A 1,250-nucleotide genomic window follows, 5' to 3' on the forward strand; every position below is an offset into this window, starting at 1 on the left:
GCGCTTCTCCGTCGGCGAACCACAGGGACGGGCGCCACCCCATCATGGGGACCACCTCGTTGTCCGCGCGGATCCGGCCTTGTGCCAGCGCGGTCCAGCGGCGGGCGGCCGGGCCGCCAGCTCAGCGCGGACCCGGGAACGGAGAGCTGCATGTCGGGCAGCCGGTCCAGCAGGAGCTCGATCGCGGTCTCGGCGATGACCCCGGATATGCCCCGGGCGGGGCAGGCGTGCCGACCGGCGCCGAAGGCGAGGTGGGAGTGGTTCGCGACCCGTTGCTCGGGGTGTGCGGGTCGGGTCGGGTCGGTGTTGGCCGCCGCGTGGCTGATCAGTACCGGCACCCCGGTGGGGATGAGGAACCGACCCCGTGGGTCGCGCAGTGGGTAGGGCTGGGTGGCGTACAGGAAGGAGAAGTTCGCCAGGGGGGAATGCCGCCACAGCACTTCGTTGAGGGCGTCGGCCACGGTGAGGGTGCCACCGGTGAGATCGACGGCGAAGCGGTCGTCGGCCAGGAGCATCATGGTCGCCGTCGAGATCCAGGAGGATTGCGGCACGCTGCCCGCCCCGATGAGCACGACGAGTTGGTGCACCGTTTCCGTGTCCGAGAGCCCGCTCGGGTGCTCCAGCAGCCAGGAGGTGACGTCCGCGCCGGGGGCGGAGCGTTTGGCGGCGACGAGTTCGGCCAGGCAGGCGGCGAGGTTCTGTCCGCCTTCCTGGGCGACGGCGGGTTCCGCGTCGATCATCTGTCGGCAGGCGGTGGCCATGCGGGCGCCGAGTGGGCCCGGGCAGCCGAGGAGTCGGGCGAGGACCATGGCGGGCAGTGGATCGGCGTACCGGGCGACGAGGTCGGTGCTCCCCTCGGACGCGAACCCGTCGATCAGTTCGTTCGCCGTGTGCTGGACGTGGGCCCGTAGCCGGTGGGGGTTGATCCGGCTCAGTGCCAGATCGACCGAGGCGCGCAGCCGCAGGTGCGCTTCTCCGTCGGCGAACCACAGGGACGGGCGCCACCCCATCATGGGGACCACCTCGTTGTCCGCGCGGATCCGGCCTTGTGCCAGCGCGGTCCAGCGGCGGGCGTCCTTGCTGAAGTACGGGCTGCGAAGCACTTCGAGTGCCGCGTCGTAACCGGTGACCAGGACGGCTTCCACGCCGGGTGCGAGCTCCACGAAGTGGGCGGGGCCCGCGGTGCGCAGCCAGGCGTAGGTGGCATCGGGGTCGGCGGCGAATCCGGGTCCGTGGAGGGGCGGGTGCCC

General features: G+C 71.9%; 1 protein-coding gene. It reads right to left on the reverse strand.

What is annotated here, in order from left to right:
* On the reverse strand, positions 1-1,250 hold a 1,250-nt coding region (locus tag FOE67_RS26095; protein WP_182667288.1), incomplete at both ends, for a cytochrome P450 family protein.

Origin of the sequence: Streptomyces calidiresistens (assembly GCF_014141525.1) — a bacterium.
Taxonomy (GTDB): domain Bacteria; phylum Actinomycetota; class Actinomycetes; order Streptomycetales; family Streptomycetaceae; genus Streptomyces; species Streptomyces calidiresistens.